The sequence below is a fragment of the Kitasatospora cineracea genome, assembly GCF_003751605.1.
Classification (GTDB): Bacteria; Actinomycetota; Actinomycetes; order Streptomycetales; family Streptomycetaceae; genus Kitasatospora; species Kitasatospora cineracea.
The window spans coordinates 750,018-773,861 of sequence record NZ_RJVJ01000002.1 but is presented as its reverse complement, the minus strand read 5'-3'; the positions used below and the strand labels follow the sequence as shown (position 1 = coordinate 773,861).

At 74.7% G+C, this 23,844-nt stretch carries 19 protein-coding genes; 16 read left to right on the top strand and 3 right to left on the bottom strand.

What is annotated here, in order from left to right:
* Positions 1–188: 188 nt before the first annotated feature.
* From EDD39_RS29945 to EDD39_RS39915, 10 genes are all read left to right on the top strand, one after another.
* Positions 189–767, top strand: a complete 579-nt coding sequence (locus tag EDD39_RS29945) for an O-methyltransferase (RefSeq protein ID WP_123562041.1) — start codon at positions 189–191, stop codon at positions 765–767.
* 85 nt (positions 768–852) lie between these two features.
* Positions 853–1,422 (top strand): DUF421 domain-containing protein, encoded by a 570-nt coding sequence (locus EDD39_RS29940; RefSeq protein ID WP_123562039.1) that lies wholly within the window; start codon positions 853–855, stop codon positions 1,420–1,422.
* A 190-nt stretch (positions 1,423–1,612) separates the two neighbouring features.
* Positions 1,613–3,571, top strand: coding sequence for an APC family permease (locus tag EDD39_RS29935; protein WP_123563435.1), 1,959 nt, complete (start codon positions 1,613–1,615; stop codon positions 3,569–3,571).
* Positions 3,572–3,881: 310 nt separating this feature from the next.
* Positions 3,882–7,700: a Pls/PosA family non-ribosomal peptide synthetase gene (locus EDD39_RS29930; protein ID WP_123562037.1), complete on the top strand. Its 3,819-nt coding sequence runs from the start codon at positions 3,882–3,884 to the stop codon at positions 7,698–7,700.
* Positions 7,701–7,717: 17 nt separating this feature from the next.
* Positions 7,718–9,127 (top strand): M1 family metallopeptidase, encoded by a 1,410-nt coding sequence (locus tag EDD39_RS29925; RefSeq protein WP_123562035.1) that lies wholly within the window; start codon positions 7,718–7,720, stop codon positions 9,125–9,127.
* Complete coding sequence (gene lpdA / locus EDD39_RS29920; RefSeq protein WP_123562033.1) at positions 9,124–10,530, top strand: dihydrolipoyl dehydrogenase; 1,407 nt, start codon at positions 9,124–9,126, stop codon at positions 10,528–10,530. The genes EDD39_RS29925 and lpdA overlap by 4 nt, the downstream gene beginning before the upstream one ends.
* A gap of 105 nt (positions 10,531–10,635) precedes the next feature.
* Positions 10,636–11,988 carry a DUF2252 domain-containing protein gene (locus EDD39_RS29915; protein ID WP_123562031.1) on the top strand — a complete coding sequence of 451 codons (1,353 nt, stop codon included), beginning with the start codon at positions 10,636–10,638 and terminating at the stop codon, positions 11,986–11,988.
* Between the two features lie 79 nt (positions 11,989–12,067).
* Positions 12,068–12,262 (top strand): hypothetical protein, encoded by a 195-nt coding sequence (locus EDD39_RS29910; RefSeq protein WP_035955946.1) that lies wholly within the window; start codon positions 12,068–12,070, stop codon positions 12,260–12,262.
* Between the two features lie 190 nt (positions 12,263–12,452).
* The gene (locus tag EDD39_RS29905) at positions 12,453–13,646 is read left to right on the top strand and encodes a DUF2382 domain-containing protein (RefSeq protein WP_123562028.1); all 1,194 of its coding nucleotides are present in this window, start codon (positions 12,453–12,455) and stop codon (positions 13,644–13,646) included.
* A 66-nt stretch (positions 13,647–13,712) separates the two neighbouring features.
* Positions 13,713–13,880, top strand: a complete 168-nt coding sequence (locus EDD39_RS39915; protein ID WP_162870249.1) for a hypothetical protein — start codon at positions 13,713–13,715, stop codon at positions 13,878–13,880.
* Positions 13,881–13,943: 63 nt separating this feature from the next.
* On the opposite strand, the gene EDD39_RS29900 is transcribed toward EDD39_RS39915, so the two are convergent.
* Positions 13,944–15,260, bottom strand: coding sequence for an NAD(P)/FAD-dependent oxidoreductase (locus EDD39_RS29900; RefSeq protein ID WP_123562027.1), 1,317 nt, complete (start codon positions 15,258–15,260; stop codon positions 13,944–13,946).
* 223 nt (positions 15,261–15,483) lie between these two features.
* Here EDD39_RS29900 and EDD39_RS39910 point away from each other — a divergent pair, with 223 nt between their 5' ends.
* Positions 15,484–15,630, top strand: a complete 147-nt coding sequence (locus EDD39_RS39910) for a hypothetical protein (RefSeq protein ID WP_162870248.1) — start codon at positions 15,484–15,486, stop codon at positions 15,628–15,630.
* A gap of 109 nt (positions 15,631–15,739) precedes the next feature.
* Here the strand turns inward: EDD39_RS39910 and EDD39_RS29895 are convergent, their stop codons facing one another.
* A complete protein-coding gene (locus EDD39_RS29895) occupies positions 15,740–16,381 on the bottom strand; it encodes a hypothetical protein (RefSeq protein ID WP_123562025.1) in 642 nt (213 codons plus the stop codon).
* An 87-nt stretch (positions 16,382–16,468) separates the two neighbouring features.
* On the bottom strand, positions 16,469–18,958 hold the full coding sequence (locus EDD39_RS29890) for an ATP-dependent Clp protease ATP-binding subunit (RefSeq protein ID WP_123562023.1): 2,490 nt from the start codon (positions 18,956–18,958) through the stop codon (positions 16,469–16,471).
* A gap of 233 nt (positions 18,959–19,191) precedes the next feature.
* Between EDD39_RS29890 and EDD39_RS29885 the strand changes: the two genes are divergently transcribed.
* The 5 genes from EDD39_RS29885 to EDD39_RS29865 all read left to right on the top strand — a co-directional run bounded on the left by EDD39_RS29885 (position 19,192) and on the right by EDD39_RS29865 (position 23,829).
* The gene (locus EDD39_RS29885; RefSeq protein WP_123562021.1) at positions 19,192–20,127 is read left to right on the top strand and encodes a polysaccharide deacetylase family protein; all 936 of its coding nucleotides are present in this window, start codon (positions 19,192–19,194) and stop codon (positions 20,125–20,127) included.
* Between the two features lie 29 nt (positions 20,128–20,156).
* Positions 20,157–21,230, top strand: a complete 1,074-nt coding sequence (locus tag EDD39_RS29880; RefSeq protein WP_123562019.1) for a GNAT family N-acetyltransferase — start codon at positions 20,157–20,159, stop codon at positions 21,228–21,230.
* A gap of 76 nt (positions 21,231–21,306) precedes the next feature.
* The gene (locus EDD39_RS29875; RefSeq protein ID WP_123820497.1) at positions 21,307–21,864 is read left to right on the top strand and encodes a TetR/AcrR family transcriptional regulator; all 558 of its coding nucleotides are present in this window, start codon (positions 21,307–21,309) and stop codon (positions 21,862–21,864) included.
* Positions 21,861–22,754, top strand: coding sequence for an aldo/keto reductase (locus EDD39_RS29870; RefSeq protein ID WP_123562015.1), 894 nt, complete (start codon positions 21,861–21,863; stop codon positions 22,752–22,754). Before EDD39_RS29875 ends, EDD39_RS29870 begins: the two co-directional genes overlap by 4 nt.
* Before the next feature lie 55 nt (positions 22,755–22,809).
* Positions 22,810–23,829, top strand: coding sequence for an NADPH:quinone reductase (locus EDD39_RS29865; RefSeq protein WP_123562013.1), 1,020 nt, complete (start codon positions 22,810–22,812; stop codon positions 23,827–23,829).
* The last annotated feature ends 15 nt before the right edge of the window (positions 23,830–23,844 follow it).

Sequence of the window (23,844 nt, the reverse complement as noted above, 5' to 3'; positions counted from 1 at the left end):
CATATTTATCGCTCGCGCCGCGCCTGCCAAGCACCCACCCCGCCCGACTCCGCCCGCCCGGGGCCCGCACCGCCCGTCCGGGGCCCGCACCGCCCGTCCGCGGAGCGGAATTCCCGGTGCGCTCCCCGGCCCCGCCGCTAGCGTGTCGCGCTCACCGACGGACCCCATCCACTCCCGGAGGCCGCGCCATGACGCTCACCACCGATTCCCACCCCGCCGTGCTGGCCGCGATCGAGCGGGGGTGCGCGGCGCTCGGCTTCGCGATGTCCTGCGACGCGACCACGGGGCAGCTGCTGCGGACGCTGGCGGCGGCCCGCCCCGGGGGCCGGGTGCTGGAGCTGGGCACCGGCGCCGGGGCGGGGACGAGCTGGCTGCTGAGCGGGATGGACGCGGCGGCGACGCTGGTGAGCGTCGAGCAGGACGCGGCGGTCGCGGCCGTCGCCGCCGAGCACCTGGGGGCGGACCCGCGGCTGCGGCTGGTGGTGGGGGACGGGGCGGAGCTGATCGACGCGCTGGCGCCCGGCAGCCTCGACCTGGTCTTCGCGGACACCTGGCCCGGCAAGTTCCACCACCTCGACCGGGCGCTGCAGCTGCTCGCCCCGGGCGGCCTGTACCTGGTCGACGACCTGCTGCCGCAGCCGACCTGGCCGGCCGGCCACGCCCCGGCGGTCGCCGCCCTGGTCGAGCGGCTGACCACCGACCCCCGACTGCACGCCACCCGCCTGGACTGCTCCTCCGGCCTGCTGCTGGCCACCCGCCGCCCGTAGCCGCCCCGGCCCCGGGTGGGCCGCCCGGGTGACCGCTGGCGTGGGCGCCGGTGCGGTGATCGCACCGGCGCCTACGGTGGCCGCCATGTGGCAGGACATGTTCGACGCGGGCATCTCGTACGGCGAGAAGACCCTCCGTACGGTGCTGGTCTACCTGGCGCTGCTGGTGCTGCTGCGGGTGATCGGCAAGCGCGGGCTGGCCCAGCTGAACACCTTCGACCTGGTGGTCATGCTGCTGCTGTCCAACGTGGTGCAGAACGCGGTGATCGGGAACGACGACTCGGTGACCGGCGGCCTGTACGGGGCGCTGGTGCTGCTGGCCACCGACTGGGTGCTGGTGCGGCAGGCGGCGCGCTGGAACTGGTTCAACCGGCTGCTGGACGGGACGCCGACGGTGCTGGCCCGGGACGGGGTGTACGACCGGCGGACGATCGCCCGGCAGGGCATCCGGGTGGCCGACCTGGACGTGGCGGTCCGGCACCAGGGCGGTGACGCGATCGGGGAGACCTCGCTGATCGTGCTGGAGCCCGGCGGGACGCTGCTGGTGAAGCTCAAGGAGGGCGACCAGGTCGCGGACAAGGCCGACGTGGCGGCGCTCCGGGCCGCGCTGGCGGCGATCGAGGCCCGGCTGCCCGCCGGGCCGCGCGGATATTGACGAATCCTTAACGGCAGGCCCGTTTCGGGCCCGAGCCTTCGATTCGATCAAAGAAACCGCCCCTGACCTGCTAGAACGCAAGAAATCCGACAGTCTGACAGGCTGATCGGCCGATCAGCGGCGGCGCATACGCTGCCGTGCTGTGTTCAACCTCCCCCAGGCGCTCAAGCGCCTCGTGATCGGCCGCGCCATGCGCAGCGAGGAACTCGGCGAGACGCTGCTGCCCAAGCGGCTGGCGCTGCCGATCTTCGCCTCCGACCCGCTCTCCTCGGTGGCGTACGCGACCGGCGAGATCCTGCTGGTGCTCACCGTCGGCGGCACCGCGTTCCTGTACCTGACGCCGTGGATCGCCCTGGGCGTGGTCGCCCTGATGGCCGTGGTGGTGCTGTCCTACCGGCAGGTGGTGCACGCCTACCCGAGCGGCGGCGGCTCGTACGAGGTGGTCTCGCGCAACCTCGGGGCCAACCCGGGGCTGGTGGTGGCCGCCTCGCTGCTGGTCGACTACGTGATGACGGTGGCGGTCTCGGTGGCCTCCGGGGTGGACAACATCATCTCCGCGTTCGGCTCGCTGGCCGACCACCGGGTGGCGCTGGCGCTCGGCTTCGTGGCGCTGCTGACCGCGGTCAACCTGCGCGGCGTGCGCGAGTCGGGGCGGGCGTTCGCCGCGCCGACCTACCTGTTCATCGGCGGAATCCTGCTGATGGTGGTCACCGGCCTGGTCCGGCTCGCGTTCGGCGACGGCCCGCAGGCGCCGACCGCGCACCTGGGCGTCGCCGCCGAGCACGGCAAGGACGCCCTGCAGGGCCTGGGCCTGCTGATGCTGGGCCTGCGCGCCTTCGCCTCCGGCTGCACCGCGCTGACCGGCGTCGAGGCGATCTCCAACGGGGTGCCCGCGTTCCGGGCCCCGAAGTCCCGCAACGCGGCCGCCACCATGGCGGTGATGGGCGTCGTCGCGGTGGTGATGTTCGCCGGCGTCACGCTGCTCGCGCTCACCTCGCACGTCCACTACGTCGAGGACGCCTGCCAGTTGACCGGCCTGGCCGGGGACTGCCACGCGTACACCCAGCAGACCGTGATCGCCCAGCTCGCCGCGAGCGTCTTCGGCGGCTCCGACAGCGTGCTGTTCTACTTCGTCCAGGCGGTCACCGCGCTGGTGCTGATCCTGGCCGCGAACACCGCCTTCAACGGCTTCCCGCTGCTCTCCTCGATCCTCGCCCAGCACCGCTACCTGCCCCGGCAGCTGCACACCCGCGGCGACCGGCTGGCGTTCTCCAACGGCATCGTCGCGCTCGCCGTGGTGGCCGGGGCGCTGCTGTGGTTCTACGAGGCGGACGTCACCAGCCTGATCCACCTGTACATCCTGGGCGTGTTCACCTCCTTCACGCTCTCCCAGATCGGCATGGTCCGGCACTGGAACCGCGCCCTGGCCGCCGGGCCCGACCCGGCCGCCCGCTCCGCCGCCCGGCGCTCCCGGGTGATCAACGGGCTGGGCGCCGTCACCACCGCGCTGGTACTGGTCATCGTGCTGATCACCAAGTTCACCCAGGGCGCCTGGCTGGCCGTGGTCGCCGCCCTGCTGCTCTGGCTGACCATGCGCGGCATCCGCCGCCACTACGACGCCGTCGCCGCCGAACTGGCGGCGGAGGACGAGGAACCGGCGCCCCGCCCCCGGCAGGTGCACGCCGTGGTGCTGGTCTCCAAGCTGCACCGGCCCACCCTGCGGGCGATCGGCTACGCACAGGCGTTCCGGCCCGACACGCTGGAGGCCGTCACCGCGGACGTCGAGCCCGAGGCCACCGCCGACCTGCGCGCCCGGTGGGACGGCAGCGGCCTGGACGTGCCGCTGCGGGTGCTCGACTCGCCGTTCCGGGAGATCACCAAGCCGGTCGTCGCGCACGTCCGGGAGCTGACGTCCGCTCGGCCCGGCGACGCGGTGGCGGTCTTCATCCCCGAGTACGTGGTCGGCCACTGGTGGGAGAACCTGCTGCACAACCAGTCCGCGCTGTGGCTCAAGAGCCGCCTGCTGTTCACCCCCGGCGTGATGGTCATCTCGGTGCCCTGGCAGCTGACTTCGGCCGGGCACGCCGACCGCCCGGCCCGCCGGGCCCCCGGCGCCGTCCGCCGCGGCGAACCCACCCGGGGCCGCTGACCGACCGGGCGGCCAAGCGAAGAAGGCGGATGCGTGAACAGTGGGTGAACTCCCGGAATACACCGGCGTGTCGGGAGTCTGACCCGCCGTCAGCCGGGACGCCCGGCCGACCCCCGCAACCTGCCCCGCAGCGGTGCGAGCTGATGATCCGTCGGCTCGCACCGCCCCCCGCGCACCGGCCGCCCGGCGGCCCCGGGCGCCCTCGCCTCCGGCCGTCCACCCGCCCTGACCGGTAAACTTGCCCAGGTTGTCGCGCTTTCGACGCCTTCGGTTGACTGCCGGGGAACCCAGGACGAGGACCGTTGCAGCCATGATCACCGCCCCCGCCACCGCGCTGTTCCGCGCCCAGGCCGCACCCGGACCGCGCACCCTGGTCGACGTGCTCGCGGCCACCGCAGCCGCCCACCCGCAGGAGCCGGCGCTGGACGACGGACGCGAGACGCTCGGCTACGCGGCGCTGCTCGCCGAGGTCGAGAAGGTCCGCCGCCGCCTCGCCGAGGCGGGCGTCGGCCTCGGCGACCGGGTCGGCATCCGGGTCCCCTCCGGCGGCAACCAGCTGTACGTGGCGATCCTGGCGGTGCTCGCCGCGGGCGCCGCCTACGTGCCCGTCGACTTCGAGGACCCCGACGAGCGGGCCGAGCTGGTCTTCGGCGAGGCCGACGTCAACGCGGTGATCGGCGCCGACTACGCCCTCGACCGGGTCAAGCCGTCCGGCCACGAGGCGCAGGCGCCCGGCCCCGAGCAGGACGCCTGGATCATCTTCACCTCCGGCTCCACCGGCAGGCCCAAGGGCGTCGCCGTCAGCCACCGCAGCGCCGCCGCGTTCGTCGACGCCGAGGCCGCGATGTTCCTCCAGGACGAGCCGATCGGGCCCGGAGACCGGGTGATGGCCGGGCTGTCGGTGGCCTTCGACGCCTCCTGCGAGGAGATGTGGCTGGCCTGGCGGCACGGCGCCTGCCTGGTGCCCGTCCCGCGCTCCCAGGTCCGCTCCGGCGCCGACCTCGGCCCGTGGCTGGCCGAGCAGGAGATCACCGTGATCTCCACCGTCCCCACGCTGGCCGCGCTCTGGCCCGCCGAGGCGCTGGACGAGGTCCGGCTGCTGATCTTCGGCGGCGAGGCCTGCCCGCCCGAACTCGCCGAGCGCCTGGTCACCGAGGGCCGCGAGGTGTGGAACACCTACGGCCCCACCGAGGCCACCGTGGTCGCCTGCGGCGCCCTGATGACCGGGCGGGCCCCGATCCGGATCGGCCTGCCGCTGGACGGCTGGGAGCTCGCCGTCGTCGACGAGGCGGGCGAGGTGGTCCCGATGGGCGCCAGCGGCCAACTGGTGATCGGCGGCGTCGGCCTGGCCCGCTACCTCGACCCGGCCAAGGACGCCGAGAAGTACGCCCCGCTGGAATCCCTCGGCTGGGAGCGCGCCTACCGCTCCGGCGACCTGGTCCGCGCCGAACCCGAGGGCCTGGTCTTCCTCGGCCGCGCCGACGAGCAGATCAAGCTCGGCGGACGGCGGATCGAGCTCGGCGAGGTCGACGCGGCCCTCCAGGCGCTGCCCGCCGTCTCCGGCGCCGCCGCCGCCGTGCGCACCGCCCGCGGCGGCAACCAGCTGCTGGTCGGCTACCTGGTCGCCCAGGACGGCTTCGACCGGGACGCCGCCGTCGCCCGGCTGCGCGCCGAACTGCCCGCCGCCCTCGTCCCGCTGCTCGCCACCGTCGACCACCTGCCCACCCGCACCTCCGGCAAGGTCGACCGGGACGCGCTGCCCTGGCCGCTGCCCGACCTGGAGACCTCCGGCCCCGCCGAGCAGCTCTACGGCACCGAGGCCTGGCTGGCCGAGCAGTGGGCGCAGATCCTCGGCACCCGGGTCCGCGGCGCGGGCGACGACTTCTTCGCGATCGGCGGCGGCTCGCTGGCCGCCGCCCGGCTCACCACCCTGCTGCGCACCCGCTACCCGGCCGCCTCCGTCCTCGACATCTACCAGCAGCCCACCCTGCGCAAGCTCGCCCGGCTGCTGGAGAAGTCCGCCCAGACCGAGGGCCCGGCCCGCACCGTCGCCCCCACGCCCCGCCGCGCCCAGACCCTGCAACTGCTGCTGATGCTGCCGCTGGCCACCCTCACCGGCCTGCGCTGGAGCCTCGCCCTCGGCGTCCTCGGCACCCTGCTGAACCTGCTCGGCGACCACCCCTGGGCCCCCACCGCCCCCTGGTGGCTGCTGGCCGCCGGCGCCGTCCTGCTGTACTCCGCGCCCGGCCGCCTGGCGCTCGCCGCGGGCGGCGCCCGGCTGCTGCTGCGCGGCACCGGCCCCGGCACGTACCCGCGCGGCGGCTCCGTCCACCTGCGGCTGTGGACCGCCGAACGGCTCGCCGAAGCCACCGGCGCGGTCGAACTCTCCGGCTCCTGGCTCATCCGCTACGCCCGGGCGCTCGGCTGCCGGGTCGCCCCCGACGTCGACCTGCACGCCCTGCCGCCCGTCACCGGCCTGCTGCGCCTGGGCAAGGGCTGCGCCGTCGAGAACGAGGTCGACCTGTCCGGCTACTGGCTGGACGGCGACCGGCTGGAGATCGGCGCGCTGCGGATCGGCGCCGGAGCCGTGGTCGGCACCCGCTCGACCCTGCTGCCCGGCGCCAAGATCGGCAAGCGCGCCGAGATCGCCCCCGGCTCCGGCGTCACCGGCTCCGTCCCCACCGGCCAGCGCTGGGCCGGCGCCCCCGCCGTCAAGACCGGCAAGGCCGAACGCGGCTGGCCCAAGCAGCGCCCGCCGCGCACCCCCCGCTGGGCCGCCGCCTACGGCGCCACCGGCTTCGCCCTCACCCTGCTGCCGCTGCTCGCCGCCCTGCCCGCGCTGCTGATCGCCGGGCGGTTCGTCCACCCCGGAGACGGCCTCGCCCAGGCCCTGCGCGGCGCCCTGACCGCCCTCGTCCCCGCCACCCTCGCCTACGGGCTGGCCTACGCCGCGCTCGTCCTGGCGGGCGTCCGGCTGCTCTCGCTCGGCCTGCGCACCGGCTACCACCCGCTGCACGGCCGGGTCGGCTGGCAGGCGTGGACGGTCAGCCAGCTGATGGACCTGGCCCGCGAGACGCTGTTCCCGCTGTACGCCGGACTGATCACCCCGGTGTGGCTGCGGCTGCTCGGCATGCGGATCGGCAAGGGCGCCGAGGTCTCCACCGTGCTGGCGCTGCCCAGCCTGACCAAGGTCGGCGACGGCGCGTTCCTCGCCGACGACACCCTGATCGCCCCGTACGAGCTGGGCGGCGGCTGGGTGCGGATCGGGCGGGCCGAGATCGGCGAGCGGGCCTTCCTCGGCAACTCCGGGATGACCGCGCCCGGCCGGGCCGTCCCCGACCGGGGCCTGGTCGGCGTGCTCTCCGCGACGCCGAAGAAGGCCAAGCGCGGCAGCTCCTACCTGGGCATGCCGCCGGTCAAGCTGCCCCGGGCCGCCGACACCGCCGACCTCGCCCTCACCTACGAGCCGCCCGCCCGGCTGCGCTGGGCCCGCGGCCTGACCGAACTGGCCCGGATCGTCCCGGTGCTCGCCTCCGCCGCGCTGGCCGTGCTCACCGCCGCCGCGCTGTGCGCGCTCGGGCAGCCGCTGCTGTCGGGCTTCGTGCTGCTCGGCGCGGGCCTGGCGGCCTGCCTGGTCTCGGCCGCCGCCAAGTGGCTGCTGGTCGGCCGGTTCCGGGCCGTCGAGCACCCGCTGTGGTCCGGCTTCGTGTGGCGCAACGAGCTCGCCGACACCTTCACCGAGGTCCTCGCCGTGCCCTGGCTGGTCGGCCGCACCGCCGGCACCCCGCTGATGAACCTGTGGCTGCGCGCGCTCGGCGCGAGGATCGGCCGCGGCGTGTGGTGCGAGAGCTACTGGCTGCCCGAGGCCGACCTGGTCACCCTCGGCGACGGCGTCAGCGTCAACCGCGGCAGCGTGCTGCAGACCCACCTCTTCCACGACCGGATCATGCGACTGGATACTGTGGAGCTCCGCGCGGGCGCCACCCTCGGCCCGGGCGGGATCGTGCTGCCCGGCAGCACCGTCGGCGAGCGCTCCACCCTCGGCCCGGCCTCCCTGGTGATGCGCGCCGAGACGGTGCCCGCCGACACCCGCTGGCTCGGCAACCCCATCGAAGCCTGGCAGCAGTAACAGGAGGAACCCCCGCGTTGAGCACCGAGCAGGCCCCCGCCGCCGACCCGTACTTCCCCCGGCACGGGGACCCGCGCTACCGCGCCCACCGCTACGAGATCGCGCTCGACTACCGGCCCGGCCCCAACCGGCTGGCCGCCTCCGCCCGGATCGCCGCCATCGCCGGGCCCGAGCCGCTGCGCGAGTTCGCCCTCGACCTGGCGGCCTTCCGGATCGGCAAGGTGCTGGTCGACGGGAAGCCCGCGCACTGGACGCACCGGGACGGCAAGCTGCGGATCAAGCCCGCCAAGGCCCCCGCCGCCGGGGCGGTGTTCACCTGCGAGGTGCACTGGTCCGGCAACCCGCGCCCGGTGCGCAGCCCCTGGGGCGGCCTCGGCTTCGAGGAGATCACCGACGGCGCCCTGGTCGCCTCCCAGCCCACCGGCGCCCCGTCCTGGTACCCCTGCAACGACCGCCCCGCCGACAAGGCCGCCTACCAGCTGACCGTCACCACCGCCACCCCCTACGCCGTGGTCACCGGCGGCCGCCTGCTCAGCCGCACCACCCGCTCCTCCGCCACCACCTGGGTGTACGAGCAGCCCGCCCCGACCGCGCCCTACCTGGTCGGGCTGGCGATCGCCCCGCTGCGCCAGGTCCCGCTGACCGAGCGGGCCCCCGGCACCGTGCCGCAGAGCGGCTGGGTGCCGCAGCCGCTGACCGCCCGGTTCGAGCACGACTTCGCCCGGCAGCCGCAGATGATGCGCCTGTTCGAGGAGCTGTTCGGCCCGTACCCGTTCGACGGGTACACCGTCGCCGTGGTCGACGAGGACCTGGACGTGCCCGTCGAGGCGCAGGGCATGGCCACCTTCGGCCGCAACCACGTCGACGGGCGGCGCGGCTGGGAGCGCCTGGTCGCGCACGAGCTCGCCCACCAGTGGTTCGGCAACAGCGTCACCGTCGCCGACTGGCGGCACATCTGGCTCAACGAGGGCCTGGCCAAGTACGCCGAGTGGCTGTGGTCCGAGCGCACCGGCGGCCCCACCGCCCAACGCAAGGCCGCCGACGCCCACCTGCAACTGCGCGGCCTGCCGCAGGACCTGGCGATCGGCGACCCCGGCAAGCGGCACATGTTCGACGACCGGGTCTACGAGCGCGGCGGCCTGACCGTGCACGCGCTGCGCTGCGCCCTCGGCGACACCGAGTTCTTCCGGCTGCTGCGCGACTGGGCCACCGCCTACCGGCACGCCGTCGTCACCACCGCCGACTTCGCCGCGCACGCCGCCCGCTACACCGACCGCCCGCTCGGCCCGCTGCTCGACGCCTGGCTGCACCGGGGCGCGCTGCCCGACCTGCCGGTGCCGGAACCTTCTCCCGCCGCCCGGCCTGGTGTACTGGGAGGCACGGGCCGCGAGGCCGTCCGTCGCTTCCTGAAGGAACGAGGAACATGAGCACGCACTACGACGTGGTCGTCCTGGGCGCCGGCCCCGGCGGCTACACCGCCGCCGTCCGCTCCGCCCAGCTCGGCCTGCGCACCGCCGTGATCGAGGGCAAGTACTGGGGCGGCGTCTGCCTCAACGTCGGCTGCATCCCCTCGAAGGCCCTGCTGCGCAACGCCGAGCTCGCGCACACCGTGCTGAACGAGGCCGGGCTGTACGGCATCGAGGTCGACGGCAAGGTGTCCTTCGACTACGGCAAGGCGTTCAGCCGCTCCCGGCAGGTCGCCGACGGCCGGGTCAAGGGCGTCCACTACCTGATGAAGAAGAACGGCATCACCGAGTACGACGGCTGGGGCACCTTCGTCGACGACCACACGCTGCAGGTCAAGCTCGCCTCGGGCGGCTTCGAGATGGTCACCTTCGACCACTGCGTCGTCGCGGCCGGCGCCACCACCCGGCTGCTGCCCGGCACTTCGCTCAGCGAACGGGTCGTCACCTACGAGGAGCAGATCCTCACCGAGCAGCTGCCGGAGTCGATCGTCATCGCGGGCGCCGGCGCGATCGGCGTCGAGTTCGCGTACGTGCTGCACAACTACGGCGTGAAGGTCACCATCGTCGAGTTCCTGGACCGGATGGTGCCGCTGGAGGACGCCGAGGTGTCCGCCGAACTCGCCAAGCAGTACCGCAAGCTGGGCATCCAGGTGCTCACCTCCACCCGGGTCGACGCGATCGACGACTCCGACCCGAACAAGCCGGTGAGGGTCACCGTCACCCGGGACGGCAAGCAGGAGGTGCTGGAGGCCGACAAGGTGCTCCAGGCGATCGGCTTCGTGCCGCGGGTGCAGGGCTACGGCCTGGAGGCCACCGGCGTGCAGCTCACCGAGCGCGGCGCGATCGCCGTGGACGGGCGGGGCCGCACCAGCGTCGGGCACATCTTCGCGATCGGCGACGTCACCGCGAAGCTGATGCTCGCGCACGCCGCCGAGGCGATGGCCGTGATCGCCGCCGAGACCATCGCCGGGGCGGAGACCATGGAGATCGACTTCGTGATGGTCCCGCGCGCCACCTACTGCCAGCCGCAGGTCGCCAGCTTCGGGTACACCGAGGCGCAGGCCCGGGAGCAGGGGTACGCGGTCAAGGTCGCCAAGTTCCCGTTCACCGCGAACGGCAAGGCGCACGGCCTCGGGCACCCGGTCGGCTTCGTCAAGGTGATCTGCGACGAGACCCACGGCGAGCTGCTCGGCGCCCACCTGATCGGCCCCGAGGTCACCGAGCTGCTGCCGGAACTGACGCTGGCCCAGCAGTGGGACCTCACGGTGCACGAGGTGGGCCGCAACGTGCACGCCCACCCGACGCTGGGCGAGGCCGTCAAGGAGGCCGTCCACGGCCTGGCCGGGCACATGATCAACATGTAGTGCGGCCCTTCGGGTGAGCGACCGCCGCCCCGGTGCCCGCCGCTGGTACGGCGGCGCACCGGGGCGGTACGTCTTCCGGCCCCGACGCCGTGAGGAGCCCGCCCGATGGACACCCCCGCCCCCTACCTGACCGTCGCGGAACGCACCGAGGCGGGCCGCGCCGCCCGCAAGCGCGCCCCGCGCTCCACCGCCGGGCACTGGCGGCCCGCCGCCGACCGCCCCGACCCGCTCGCGGTGCTGCGCGCCCAGGCGGAGAGCCGCGTCCCCGACCTGGTGCCGATCCGCAACGGCCGGATGGCCGCCTCCCCGTTCGCCTTCCTGCGCGGCGCGGCCGCCGTGATGGCCGGCGACCTCGCCACCGCCCCCGACAGCGGCCTGACCGTCCAGCTCTGCGGGGACGCTCACCTGGTCAACTTCGGGCTGTTCGCCTCGCCCGAACGCGCCCTGCTGTTCGACCTGAACGACTTCGACGAGACGCTGCCCGGCCCGTTCGAGTGGGACGTCCAGCGCCTCGCCGCCAGCCTCGCCGTCGCCGCCCGGGAGAACGGCGAGGGCCCCGAGGACGCCCACCGGGTGGTGCTGGAGGCCGTCCGCGCCTACCGCGAACGGATCCGGCAGCTCGCCGGGCTCGGCGAACTCCCGGTCTGGTACCGGCGGATCGACGCCGGCGAACTGCTCACCAGCCTCAGGGGCAAGCCCCGGCAGCGGATCGAGGCCGACCTCGCCGCCGCCCGCCGCCGCGACAGCCTGCAGGCCGCCGGCAAGCTCACCGAGACCACCGCCAACGGGCGCCACCGCTTCAAGGACCAGCCCCCGCTGATCGAGCACGTCGGCTTCGACACCGACGAGGTCCGCTCGCTGCTCGCCGACTACCGGGCCACCCTCCCCGAGGAGCGCGGCCGGCTGCTCGACCGCTACCGGTACGTCGACACCGCCCGCAAGGTGGTCGGCGTCGGCAGCGTCGGCACCCGCTGCTTCGTCGTCCTGCTCCAGGGCCGGGACGCCGACGACCCGCTGGTGCTGCAGGTCAAGGAGGCCCAGGCGTCCGTCCTGGAGCCCTACGCCGGGCCCGGCCGGTACTCCCACCACGGGCAGCGGGTGGTCGCCGGGCAACGGCTCACCCAGGCCGCGAGCGACATCTTCCTCGGCTGGATGACCGGCCCCGCCGGCCGGCACTTCTACTGGCGCCAGCTGCGCGACATGAAGGGCTCCGCCGAGGTCGGCGAGATGACCACCCGCGGCCTGCGCGCCTACGCGGCCCTGTGCGGCGCCGCCCTGGCCCGGGCCCACGCCCGCTCCGGCGACCGGATCGCCATCGCCGCCTACCTGGGCCGCGCCGACACCTTCGACCGGGCGGTCGCCGCCTTCGCCCACCACTACGCGGAGCTCAACACCGCCGACCACGCCCGCCTCGCCGCCGCCATCGCCGCCGGCGAGGTGCAGTCCGAGGACGCCTGACCCGCCCCCCGTTTGCGCCCCGCCCCGCCCCGGGGGGTGATGGAGGCAGCGAACATCCGCACCACTGCCGGAGGCAACCGTGACCCACCACAAGTCGAACAAGGCGGTCGAGGGCGACCCGGACACCGGCCACGGCGGCGGCCTGCCGCGGCGGCCCGACGAGAGCGAACTGGAGGAGCGCACCGAGGAGGACCGCGCGGAGGTCGGCCTGGACCCGGACCCCGAGGGTGAAGGCGACGGTGACGGCGACGGGGACGGGGACGGCGCGGTGTAGCCCGTTCTCCTGTGTGCACGTCACATGGCGTCCCCGGTGTGGCATATGCCGATCCGGGGACGCAGCGTGAGCGGATCCGTCGAGTTCGGCCGATCTCCGTCACGGTGGGTGAATGTCTCCCCGGAAGGCGTTTCAGCCCGGCCGAGCTGGCCACGCGCCTCAGTGCCGGAATGTGAAGGAGGCGTGAGCAATGATCACCGAACAGCAGATCCGTTCCATGCTGCACCACCCTGTCCACGACGCCCAGGGCAACAAGATCGGCAAGGCCGACCACCTCTTCCTCGACGACGCCACCGGGAAGCCCGAGTGGGTCAGCGTGAAGACCGGATGGTTCGGTTCGAGTGAGTCGTTCGTCCCGGTCCGGGAGGCCCACGTGATCGACGGGCACCTCCAGGTGCCCTACGACAAGGACAAGGTCAAGGACGCGCCGAACGTGGACGTGGACAGCGGCGGACACCTCTCCGAGCAGGAGGAGCGCCGGCTCTACCGCCACTACGGCATCGCCTGGGACGACGCCTGGAAGGCCGCCAACCAGCCCGGTGAGGGCGGCTGGGCCCACCGGGAGAGCGGAACGGGCACCGCGGCGGGCGCGGCCGGAGCGGCGGGTGCCGCCGGGGCCGCCGGGGCGGCGGGCACCGCGGGTGCGGCCGGAACGTCGACGACCAGGCCGATGACGGGCGGTTCCGCCGGTACCGGCCCCTCCGGCACCAAGGCCGCCGGAACCACCGGCACCAAGGCCGCCGGAACCACCGGCACCAAGGCCGCCGGAACCACCGGCACCAAGGCCGCCGGAACCAGCGGCACGGTCGGGACCGCCGGCATGGCCGGGACCGCCGGCCTGGCGGGTACGGCCGGAGCCGCCGGCGCCACGGCGGGCGGCCGGCAGGACGCCCGCACCGGCTCCGCGGCCGCCGCGCCCGGCCCCGCCGTCCGGGGCACCGGCCGGCCGGAGCGGGACGACGACGCGATGACCCGCTCGGAGGAGCGGATGCACGTCGGCGTCGAACGGTACGAGACCGGGCACGCCCGGCTGCGCAAGTACGTCGTCACGGAGGAGGAGCAGAAGACCGTGCCGGTGCGGCACGAGGAGGTCCGGGTCGAGCGCGAGCCGATCACCGAGGCGAACCGGCACGAGGCGCTGTCCGGCGAGCCGATCTCGGAGGCCGAGTACGACGTGACCCTGCACGGGGAGCGTCCGGTCGTGCGCACCGAGGCCGTCCCGGTCGAGCGGGTGCGGCTGGTGACCGAGGAGCACGTCGAGGAGCGGACCGTCACCGGCGAGGTGCGCAAGGAGCGCATCGAAGCCGAACTGCCCGAGGGCAAGGCGAAGTTGCCGCCGAAGAACACCGGCAAGGACACCCCCGGCCAGGGGCGCCACCGGTAACACCCCCCTGCGGGGCCCGGCCCTCCGGCCGGGCCCCGCAGGCGGAACCGACCCAGGGAGGCCGACATGGCGTGGCTGCTGCTCATCGTGCTGATCGCCGTGGTGTGCGGGTTCGTCGGCGTGCTGGTGAAGGGCCTGCTGTGGCTGCTGGTCATCGGCGCGGTGCTGTTCGTCGGCGCCCTGCTGGTGACGGGCATGCGGATGGGCCGCAACAGGCACTCCGCGCCGCGCTAGCCACCTGCCGCACGGAAGGGCCCACCCCGCGGGTGCGGGGCGGGCCCTCGGGCGGGGGCGGGGTCAGGCCGGGCGGTAGACGTCGGTGTGCTCGAAGTCGGGCAGGGTGGCCGGGCGGCCGTGCTGGAAGCCGGTGCTGACGAAGTCGCTGCCGGTGGTGGCGTTCAGCGCCCAGTTGACCAGCACCCGGGTGCGGGCCGTGACGGTCGGCAGCGCCATCAGGTGGTAGCCGCGGGCCACCGCCTGCCCCGGGAGGCCGCTCAGCTCCACGCCCAGCGGCCGGGAGACCGCGTAGCCGCCGCCCAGGTCCACCACCAGCCCCAGGTCGCGGTGGAAGTACGGCCGCATCGCGGTGCCCCGCAGCCGCGCGGCCACGTTGAAGGCCACTGCCTTGCCCTGGCGCTGCGAGTGCTGCGCGGTGGGCGGGGTGATGCTGCCGTCCGCCTTGGCGAGGTCCGGGACGGCGGCGGCGTCCCCGACCGCGAACACGTCGTCCGCGCCGGGCACGGTCAGCTCCGCGGTGGTCGCCAGCCGGCCCCGCACCAGGTCGGTGTCGACGGTGTGCACCAGCGGGCTGGCCGCCACGCCGGCCGTCCACACCAGGGTCCGGGTGCGCAGCGTCCGGCCGTCGGTGAGCTCCACCGTCCGGGGGGTCACCCGGGTCACGCTGGTGTTCAGGCTGAACTCGAGGCCGCGGCCGCGCAGGACCGCCATCGCGGCCGCGCCGAGCCGCTCGCCGATCTCCGGCAGCAGCCGCGGCGCGATGTCCACCAGGTGCCAGCTGAGCAGGGCCGGGTCCACGTGCGGGAAGCGCCGGATCGCCTCCCGGGTGAGCAGTTCCAGGGAGGCGGCCGTCTCGGTGCCCGCGTAGCCCCCGCCCACCACCACGAAGCACAGGCGCTCGGCCCGCTCCTCGGGGTCGTTGGTGACCGCGGCCGCGTTCAGTTGGCCGATCACGTGGTCGCGCAGGTACGCGGCCTGGGCGAGGGTCTTCATCCCGAGCGCGTGCTCGGTGACGCCCGGGATGTCGAACAGCCGGGTGGTGCTGCCCGCGGCCAGCACCAGGTGGTCGTAGCCGATCTCCCACTCGGCGCCCTCGACGGTGCGCACGGTCACCTGCCGCCGCCGGGTGTCCACCCCCAGGGCGAACCCCGGCACGTAGCGGGTGCGGCGCAGCCGCCGCCGCAGTGACACCGCCACCGACTGCGGGGTGACGACGCCCGCCGCCACGTGCGGCAGCAGCGGCAGGTAGAGCTGGTAGTCGTGCGGGGAGACCACCACCAGCTCCGCCTCCTCCGGCTTGAGCATCCGCTCCAGCCGGTGCAGGCACTCCACGCCGGCGAAGCCGGCGCCGATGACGAGGACTCGGGGACGGGGCATGGGCACACTCCGGGCCGGCGGTGGGGGAGGGGACGCGGTTCATGCTGGCAGCGCCCCCGCCGCCCCGCACCTCGACCGGCCGCCGGACAGGGCCCGGTGCTTCGACCGGGAAGGCTCGCCGGGTCGGGCACCGCCCCGCGAGGTCTTGTGCCACACCGGCGTACTGCGAGATCGTCTGGCGGGGCGACGCTCCGGTCCCCGCCGGTCGATCCCGGGAGGGACGATGTCGAGTCCGGACGGCCAGCGTAGGCAACTGGCAGTGATGGGCGCGCCCCTGGTCGCCGCGGTCTCGATGCCGGTCGTCTGCGCGGGCGGGTTCGTCGCGTTCCTCCACGTCCTCGGGCTGCTGGCTGTCCGGCTCACCGGGTAGCCCGTCCTGCTGACGATCCCGGTGGTGCGGGTCGGCGACGGTGGACTGTCGCAGCGACCCGGACCGGCCGGCAGGCCCGGCGACCCGGTGGACGTCGTCGGCCGGAGCACTAGCGCAGCACGGGGCGCCCCGCCGCCAGGTGGTCGTACAGGCGGTCGCCGTGGATGCCCGGGGCGTCGAAGCAGCTCTCCTCCTCCTGCTCGCCGTCGGCGAGCAGGACCTCGGGGACGAGGACCTCGGCGGCGGGCGGGGCGCTCACCTCGTGGTCGAGCTCGGCCAGCGCGTACGGCGGTGCCAGGACGGGGCCGGTCAGGGCGCCGCCGACCAGGTCGGGGAAGAAGCCGGCGGAGAGGACCGTCACCCCGGCGGCCAGGTCGCCGCCGATCATCACCAGCTTGTCGGTCATGTGGCCGACGAACGCGCCGACCCGGACGTTCCCGCGCACCAGGAGCTTGGCGTCGCCCTCCAGGTGGACGGCGTCCGCCGTCAGGTCGCCGAGGACGACCAGGGCCGGGCAGCCGTCGTCCGCGTTGAGGACCGCGCCCGTCACCGTCAGGTCGCCGTCGACGACCAGCCCGGTGCCGTCCAGGTCCAGTGCGTCCAGGTCGAGCGGGCCGGGGAGGGTCAGCGCGCCGGAGTGGACGTCGTACGACTCGTCGTAGAGGTTCTCGTAGCTGGAGACGGGCAGGGCGCGGGAGTCGAAGAGTGCGACGCATGCGTCCCAACTCGTGGGCGCGGCAGTGATGTTCATGGGCGGGAGTCTGCCAGGAGGCACTGTCGGCGGACGCGCCGGAGCCCCGTCGGCGGGGTGCCTGCGGACGGGGCTCCGGCGGGGGGCTCAGGAGGGGTCGGGGCGGCCGATCGAGCAGATCAGCTCGCCGTCCTTCGCGTCCGCGACGATGGTGTCGCCCGGGCGGAGGTCGCCGCCGAGCAGCATGGTGGCGAGGCGGTTGTCGAGCTGGGTCTGGATGGTGCGGCGCAGCGGGCGGGCGCCGAACTCGGGCTGGTGGCCCTTGTCGACCAGCCAGTCCTTGGCGGCGGCGGTGACCTCCAGCTCCATCCCCTGGGCCTTCACCCGGCGTTCGGAGTTGGCCAGCATCAGGTCGACGATCCGCAGCAGGTCCTCGGCGTCCAGCGCGTCGAAGACGATGATGTCGTCGATCCGGTTGAGGAACTCGGGCAGGAAGCGCCCGCGCAGCTCCTCCATCAGCCGGTCGCGGATCTCCTCGGTCTCGCCCTTGTGGGCCAGGATCAGCTGCGAGCCGATGTTGGAGGTCATGATCACCACGGTGTTGCGGAAGTCGACGGTGCGGCCCTGCGCGTCGGTCAGCCGCCCGTCGTCGAGGACCTGCAGCAGCGCGTTGAAGACGTCCGGGTGGGCCTTCTCGACCTCGTCGAACAGCAGCACGCTGTACGGGCGGCGGCGGACCGCCTCGGTGAGCTGCCCGGCCTCGTCGTAGCCGACGTACCCGGGCGGGGCGCCGACCAGGCGGGAGACGGTGTGCTTCTCCTGGAACTCGCTCATGTCGAAGCGGACCAGCCGGTCCTCGTCGCCGAAGATCAACTCGGCCAGGGCCTTGGCGAGTTCGGTCTTGCCGACGCCGGTGGGGCCGAGGAAGAGGAAGGAGCCGACCGGGCGGTTCGGGTCGGCCATGCCGGCCCGGCTGCGGCGGACCGCCTCGGAGACCGCGACCACCGCCCGGTCCTGGCCGATCACCCGGTCGTGCAGGTCGTCCTCCAGCTTGAGCAGCCGGGCCTTCTCGTCCTCGGTGAGCTGGGAGACCGGGATGCCGGTCTGCCGGGAGAGCACGTCGGCGACGTCGTCGACGGTCACCGAGACCACGCCCTCGCGGCGCTCCTCGATCTCGGCGGTCTGCGCCTCCAGGTCGGCGATCCGGGTCTTCAGCTCGGAGGCGCGGGAGAAGTCCTCGGCGGCCACCGCCTCGTCCTTCTCGCGGCGCAGCTTGGCGAGTTCGTCCTCGCGGCCGATCACCTCGGTGGAGCGGCCCAGGCCGCGCAGCCGGACCCGGGCGCCGGCCTGGTCGATCAGGTCGATGGCCTTGTCCGGCAGGAAGCGGTCGGAGACGTACCGGTCGGAGAGGTCGGCGGCGGCGCGCAGCGCCTCGTCGGTGAAGCGGACCTGGTGGTGGGCCTCGTAGGAGTCGCGCAGGCCCTCCAGGATCTGCACGGTCTCCTCGACCGAGGGCTCGGGGATCAGCACCGGCTGGAAGCGGCGCTCCAGCGCCGGGTCCTTCTCGATGTGCTTGCGGTACTCGTCGATGGTGGTGGCGCCGATGACGTGCAGCTCGCCGCGGGCCAGCGCGGGCTTGAGCATGTTGCCGGCGTCCATCGCGCCCTCGCCGCCGGCGCCCGCGCCGACCACGGTGTGCAGTTCGTCGATGAACAGGACGGTGGAGTCGGCGGCCTCGCGGACCTCGTCGATGACGTTCTTCAGCCGCTCCTCGAACTCGCCGCGGTACTTGGAGCCCGCGACCAGCCCGGACAGGTCGAGCGAGACCACCTGCCGGTCCTTCAGGGTGGCGGGGACGTCGCCGGAGACGATCCGCTGGGCCAGGCCCTCGACGATGGCGGTCTTGCCGACGCCGGGCTCGCCGATCAGCACCGGGTTGTTCTTGGAGCGGCGGGAGAGGATCTCGACGGTCTGCTCGATCTCCTCGGCCCGGCCGACCACCGGGTCCAGCCTGCCGAGCTTGGCGTCCTCGGTGAGGTCGCGGCCGTACTCGTCCAGGGTCGGGGTCCGGCTCTCGGCCTTGGCCGGGCCGCGCTCGCCCCGGGCGGCGGCCTCGGCGCCGCGCTGGAGGCGGGAGGCGTCGGCGCCCTGCGCGCCGAGCAGGCGGCCGGCCGCCGAGTCGGGGTCGTCCAGCAGGGCGGCCAGGACGTGCTCGGGGCCGATGTAGGAGACGCCGGCGGCCTGCGAGCGGGCGTGCGCGCCGATCAGCACGCGCTTGGCGGCCGGGGTGAGGCCGGGGTCGACGGACGGGTCGGCCGCGCCGGCCGGCAGGCTGCGCTCGATCGCGGCGGCCAGCTTGTCCGGGTCGGCGCCGGCCTGGGCGAGCAGGCCGCGGGACGGGTCGACCTGGGTGGCGGCCCACAGCAGGTGCGGGGTGTCCAGGTCGGTGCTGCCGTCCTCCTGGGCGCGCAGCTCGGCGCGGGCGATCAGGTCGCGGGCGGACTCGGTGAGCAGCCGTCCGATCGGGACGCGCTGGACGGCGGGCGGGGAGGCGGCCGGGTTGAGGCCGAAGAAGCGGTTGAGCAGCTCCGAGAAGGCGTCGTCGGAGCCGAAGGAGCCGAAGCCGGGCATGGTCATCGTGCGGGCACTCCCATGGGCGGGCGGGCAGCGGTCCCCCCGAACTATGCCAATGCGTGATATCGGCCGCTAAGCGGTGTGATCCGGACAGGTGGCGCCCGCCGGGCGGCGGGCTTCGGAGAATTTGGGACAGTCATTACCCGTTCATGGGACTCTGATGACCTGGAACTCCAGCGGGCACCCCGGGCCGACCGCCCGCGGTGCCCGCGTGCGCCACCGGAGGGGGAGCGGCCATGCCGACCACGGACCGTGCCACCGCGCGGCGGCGGAACCTCGACGCCCTACTGCGGCGCTCCCCGCTCCAGCCGGTGTTCCGGGCCCGCGCCGCCCGCCGCCTCGCCGTCCTCGGCTACCACGGCATCGACGACCCGGCGGCCTTCCGGGCCCAGATGGAGCGCCTGGCCCGCACCGCCCGCCCGGTCGGGCTGGAGGAGGTCGCCCGGGCCGCCGAGCACCGCCGCCCGCTGCCCGCCCGCAGCGTGCTGGTGACCTTCGACGACGGCGACCGCACCGTGCTCACCGAGGCGCTGCCCGTCCTGGCCCGGCTCGGCATCCCCGCCGCCGTCTACGTGATCACCGACCTGATCGACAGCGACCACCCGTACTGGTGGACCGAGGCCGCCCACCTGGTCGCGCACGGCGCCCGCGCCGAACCGCTGCGCGGGCTCGGCCCGACCGCCGCCGTCCGCCGCCTCAAGTCGCTGACCGACCCCGAACGGCGGCGCGCCCTCGCCGAGTTGCGTGCCACCGCGGCCCGGCCGGCGCCCCGGCAGCGGCAGTTGAGCGGCACCGAACTGCGGACCCTGGCCGACGCCGGGCTGGCGATCGGCAGCCACACCGCCTCGCACCCCTGCCTGGACCGCTGCACCGACGCCGACCTCGACGCCCAACTCGTCGGCGCTCACGACAGCTTGACCGGACTGACCGGCCGCCCGCCGACCTCCTTCGCCTACCCGAACGGCAACTACGACCCGCGCGCCGACCGGGTGCTGCGCACCCTCGGCTACCGCACCGGGTTCCTCTTCGACCACCGGCACGCCGACCTGGCCCCGGCCCACCGGCTGCGGATCAGCCGCCTGCGGGTCAACTCGCACACCGGCCGGGACCGCTTCGACACCATCCTGTCCGGACTGCACCCGGCCGTGCACCGGCTGCGCGGCGGCAGCTGAACGGCACCGGGACGAGAGGGGGCGGGGAAGTGCCGGAGATCCATCGCACACCCGAGCTGGACGGCGAACTCGTGCACGACTGGCGGGAGTTGGTGGCCCAGGACCCGGACGGATCGTGGTTCGCCGGGCCGGACTGGGTGCTCGCCTGGTGGCGGACGCTGGGGGTCGGGCAGGCCGGGGAGATCGCGGTGTGGCGGGGCCCGGACGGGCGGGCCGAGGCGGTGCTGCCGCTCGGGGCGGCCCGGCTGCGGGTGCACCGGCGGGTGCCGGTCGAGCTGCCGGTGCTCACCCTGCTCGGGTCCGGGCCCGGGGCCGCCGACCACTGCGGGCCCGCCGTCCGCCCGCACCGGCGGGCCGAGGTGGCCGCCTGGCTGGCCGGCCGGGCCCGGCGCGAGACGCTCTGGCTGCCGAACCTGGACGCCGCGCACGCGGACCTGCCGCCGGTCGGCGCCCGCCCCGTCGCCCGGTCCGCCTGCCCGCGCGCGGACCTGGCCGACGGGCCCGACCGGCTCGGCTCGCGGGACTTCCGGGCCGCCAACCGGCGGGCCCGCCGGCGGCTCGCCGCCGCCGGGGTCGACTTCCACTGGCTGCCGCCCGGCAGCACCGAACCCGCCCTGGCGGCCGGGCTGTTGGACGAACTGCTGCGACTGCACCGGCTGCGCCGGGCGGCCGCCGCGGGCGGGGCCAGCAGCTTCGGGGCCGACCGGCTGCCGCTGCACCGCCTGCTGGTGCAGGGCGCCGCGCCCGGCCGCGGCCCGGCCTTCCAGCTCGCCCGCTGCCGCGGCGAGGTGGTCGGCGTGCTGTACGGCTTCCGCTGGGCCGACCGGTTCGCCTACTACCAGACCGGCTGGGACCCGCGGTTCGCCGCCGACTCGCTGGGCACCGCGCTGGTCGACGCGGCGCTCCGCGACTGCGCGGCCGAGGGCGTGCGCACCTTCGACTTCCTGCGCGGTGCCGAACCGTACAAGTACCGGTTCGGGGCGGTCGACCGGACCGACACCGGCTGGCTGCGGCCGCGCGGCCCGGGCGGGGCGCTGCTCGCCCTCAAACACCGGCTGGCGGGCGGGGCTCCTCCGGCACAAAGAGAACCTCAGTTCTCCTAGCGAGCGCAAAAAGAACAGCGGTTCTGCTAGTGTCTGCGGTGCAAGCAGAACCGTCATTCTTTTTGTGGGAGGCGCGGTGCCCCGGCTCACCGACGCGCGCAAGGAACTCCGGCGTACCCAGATCGCCGAGGCCGCCGTGCGCTGCTTCAGCCGCAACGGCCTGGAACGGACCTCGATCGCCGACATCACCGCCGAGTCCGGGCTGTCGGTCGGCTCGATCTACGCGCACTACCGCAACAAGGCCGAACTGGTCCGGGCCGCCGCCCGCGAGATGCTCTCCAGACGGGCCGGAACCATCGGCGAGTACGCCGCGGCCGACGTCCCGCCCGGCCCCGACGAGCTGCTCTCCCGCCTGACCGCCGCGATCGACCCCGCCGAGGCCCGGGTCGGCGTGCAGACCTGGAGCGAGGCGACCACCGACCCGGCCGTCCGCGACATCATCGTCGACGCGACCGACCGGATGCGCACGATGCTGCACGACTGCGTCACGGCCTGGCTCGTCAAGGTCGAGCACCACGAGCCGGACCGGGCCCGCGAGCTCGCCGCGCCGATCGCCCACCGGGTCATGGCGCTCTACCAGGCCGAACTGCTGTACACCGCCCTGCGCACCACGGACGAGGAGACGGCGTCATGACCATCGGGACCGCCCGGTTCGCCACCCGCACCGTTTCCCGGATCGGCTACGGCGCCCTGCAGTTGGAGCGCCTGCACGGCCGCCGCGACGAGGCCGTCGCGCTGCTGCGCCGGGCGGTCGAGCTGGGCGTCGACCACGTGGACACCGCCGAGTTCTACGGCTTCGGGTTCGCCAACGAGGTGATCCGCGAGGCGCTGCGCCCCGAGGACGGCGTCCTGGTCGTCACGAAGGTGGGGGCCGACCCCGACCCGGGCGGGCGCCTGCCGCTGCGCCTGGCGCAGCGCCCCGAGCAACTGCGCGCCAGCGTCGAGGACAACCTGCGCAGCCTCGGCACCGACCGGCTGGAGGTCGTCAACCTGCGCCGGCTGGACACCGGCCCCGGACTGCGCCCCGACGGGGACCAGGTCGTCGACCTCGACGACCAGCTCGCGGTGATGACCGCGCTGCGCGACGAGGGCAAGATCGGCGCGATCGGCCTGAGCAGCGTGACCCTCGACGGCCTGCGCCGCGCCCTGCCCGCCGGCGTCGTCTGCGTGCAGAACGCCTACAGCCTCGTCTCCCGGCAGGACGAGGACCTGCTGCGGTTGTGCACGGCCGAGAACATCGCCTGGGTGCCGTTCTTCCCCCTCGGCGGGTCCTTCCCCGGCCTGCCCAAGGCGACCGACGAGCCGGCGGTGCACGCCGTGGCCGAGTCCCTGGGCGTCACGCCGTCCCAGGTCGGCCTCGCCTGGCTGCTGCACCGCGCCCCGAACGTCCTGCTGATCCCCGGTACCGCCGACGCCGCCCACCTGGAGGCCAACCTCGCGGTCGGCGCGATCACCCTCGACGCCGCGGCCCTCGCCGCCCTCGACGGCATCGCGTCCCGCTCCACCGACGTGCCCATCGGCTGACCGGAACCGACCCGGCCGCCCCCTGCCCCGCTGGACCAGCTCCCCAGGACGGATCATGAAAGCCATCGTCTACCGCGACACCGGTGCCCCCGACGTCCTCCGGCTCGTCGACCGCGACCGGCCCGAGCCCGGCCCGGGCGAGGTCCGGGTGCGCGTCGCCGTCTCCGGGGTCAACCCGACCGACTGGCAGGCGCGTTCCGGCATCGGCCACCCCAAGCGCTTCGCCGAGGTCACCCCGCACCTCGACGGGGCCGGCACGGTCGACGCCGTCGGCGAGGGCGTCGACCGCGGCCGGGTCGGCCAGCGGGTCTGGCTGTTCATGGCCGCCGCCGGGCGCCCCACCGGGACCGCCGCCGAGTTCACCGTCGTGCCCGCCGAACAGGCCGTGCCGCTGCCCGACGGGGCCGGGTTCGACCTCGGCGCCGCGCTCGGCGTCCCCGCGCTGACCGCGCACCGCGCGCTCACCGTCGCCGAGGACGGGCCGGACCGGCTGCGGCCCGGGGCGCTGGAGGGGAAGGTGGTGCTCGCCGCGGGCGGGGCCGGAGCGGTCGGGCACGCGGTGATCCAGCTCGCCCGATGGGCCGGTGCCACCGTGGTCGGCACGGTCAGCAGCCCGGCGAAGGCCGGGCTGGCCACCGCCGCCGGGGCCCACCACGTGGTCGACTACCGCCGGGGCGACCCGGCCGCCGAGATCCGCCGGATCGCCCCGCAGGGCGTCGACCTCGTCGCGGAGGTGGCCCTGGGCGCGAACCTCGCCCTCGACCTGGCCGTCCTGCGGACCCGCGGCACGATCTCCACCTACGCCAACGACGGCGGCCGGCCGGTCGAACTGGACGTGCCGCGGACCATGGTGCTGAACGCGCGCCTCCAGTTCCTGGTGCTCTACACGGCCGGACCCCGGGCGCGGGCCGCGGCCGTCGAGGACGTCGCCGCCGCGGTGCGCGACGGCGCCCTGCCGGTCGGCGAGGAGCACGGCCTCCCGCTGGTCCGCTTCCCCCTCGACCGCACCGCCGACGCGCACCGGGCGGTCGAGGGCCGCGCGGTGGGCAAGGTCCTGGTGGACGTCGCCCCCTGACGGCCGGCCGCCCGT

Bases quoted from the DNA above. Each gene is read 5' to 3' on its own strand.
- EDD39_RS29945 (WP_123562041.1), top strand. From the start codon at position 189: ATGACGCTCACCACCGATTCCCACCCCGCCGTGCTGGCCGCGATCGAG.
- EDD39_RS29940 (WP_123562039.1), top strand. From the start codon at position 853: ATGTGGCAGGACATGTTCGACGCGGGCATCTCGTACGGCGAGAAGACC.
- EDD39_RS29935 (WP_123563435.1), top strand. From the start codon at position 1,613: ATGCGCAGCGAGGAACTCGGCGAGACGCTGCTGCCCAAGCGGCTGGCG.
- EDD39_RS29930 (WP_123562037.1), top strand. From the start codon at position 3,882: ATGATCACCGCCCCCGCCACCGCGCTGTTCCGCGCCCAGGCCGCACCC.
- lpdA (WP_123562033.1), top strand. From the start codon at position 9,124: ATGAGCACGCACTACGACGTGGTCGTCCTGGGCGCCGGCCCCGGCGGC.
- EDD39_RS29915 (WP_123562031.1), top strand. From the start codon at position 10,636: ATGGACACCCCCGCCCCCTACCTGACCGTCGCGGAACGCACCGAGGCG.
- EDD39_RS29905 (WP_123562028.1), top strand. From the start codon at position 12,453: ATGATCACCGAACAGCAGATCCGTTCCATGCTGCACCACCCTGTCCAC.
- EDD39_RS39915 (WP_162870249.1), top strand. From the start codon at position 13,713: ATGGCGTGGCTGCTGCTCATCGTGCTGATCGCCGTGGTGTGCGGGTTC.
- EDD39_RS29900 (WP_123562027.1), bottom strand. From the start codon at position 15,260: ATGCCCCGTCCCCGAGTCCTCGTCATCGGCGCCGGCTTCGCCGGCGTG.
- EDD39_RS39910 (WP_162870248.1), top strand. From the start codon at position 15,484: ATGTCGAGTCCGGACGGCCAGCGTAGGCAACTGGCAGTGATGGGCGCG.
- EDD39_RS29895 (WP_123562025.1), bottom strand. From the start codon at position 16,381: ATGAACATCACTGCCGCGCCCACGAGTTGGGACGCATGCGTCGCACTC.
- EDD39_RS29890 (WP_123562023.1), bottom strand. From the start codon at position 18,958: ATGACCATGCCCGGCTTCGGCTCCTTCGGCTCCGACGACGCCTTCTCG.
- EDD39_RS29885 (WP_123562021.1), top strand. From the start codon at position 19,192: ATGCCGACCACGGACCGTGCCACCGCGCGGCGGCGGAACCTCGACGCC.
- EDD39_RS29870 (WP_123562015.1), top strand. From the start codon at position 21,861: ATGACCATCGGGACCGCCCGGTTCGCCACCCGCACCGTTTCCCGGATC.
- EDD39_RS29865 (WP_123562013.1), top strand. From the start codon at position 22,810: ATGAAAGCCATCGTCTACCGCGACACCGGTGCCCCCGACGTCCTCCGG.